Here is a 469-nt window from a genome sequence, read left to right on the forward strand (position 1 = left end):
CGTCAGATGTGTCTAAGAGACAGCTGCTAGCCCGCTCCCCACGCGCCACCCCACGCCACGCTGCGCGAGCCCCGCGCGCCGCCCGGCACCGCCGCCCGGCACCACCCCGCACGAGCCCGGCGCGCCGCCCGGCAACCGCCCCGCGTGGCGCCCTGCACCATCCCGCGCGAGCCCGCGCGTCGCCCTGTGCAAACCCCAAGCGTCGCCCCGCACGAGCCGCTCCCGCCTCAGGGCCCCGGGAGAGGTGCTAAGACAGCAGGCCGCGCTCCCGTGCGGCCGCGGCCGCCTGGGTGCGGGTGGAGACCTCCAGCTTGCCCAGGATGTTGGACACGTGCACGCTCACCGTCTTCTGCGCGATGAACAGCCGCTCCGCGATCTCCCGGTTCGTCAGCCCCTCCGCGACCAGCCGCAGCACCTCGATCTCGCGAGCCGTCAGCCCCCCGGTCTCCTATACACAACCGACGGTGCC

1 pseudogene is annotated in these 469 nt (G+C 74.4%); it reads right to left on the bottom strand.

From position 1 onward, the window contains the following. Positions 1–247: 247 nt before the first annotated feature. Positions 248–439: pseudogene (locus tag ETD85_RS62745) on the bottom strand (response regulator transcription factor); the annotation flags it as partial. Positions 440–469: the final 30 nt, after the last annotated feature.

Origin of the sequence: Nonomuraea zeae (assembly GCF_005889725.1) — a bacterium.
Lineage (GTDB): Bacteria > Actinomycetota > Actinomycetes > Streptosporangiales > Streptosporangiaceae > Nonomuraea > Nonomuraea zeae.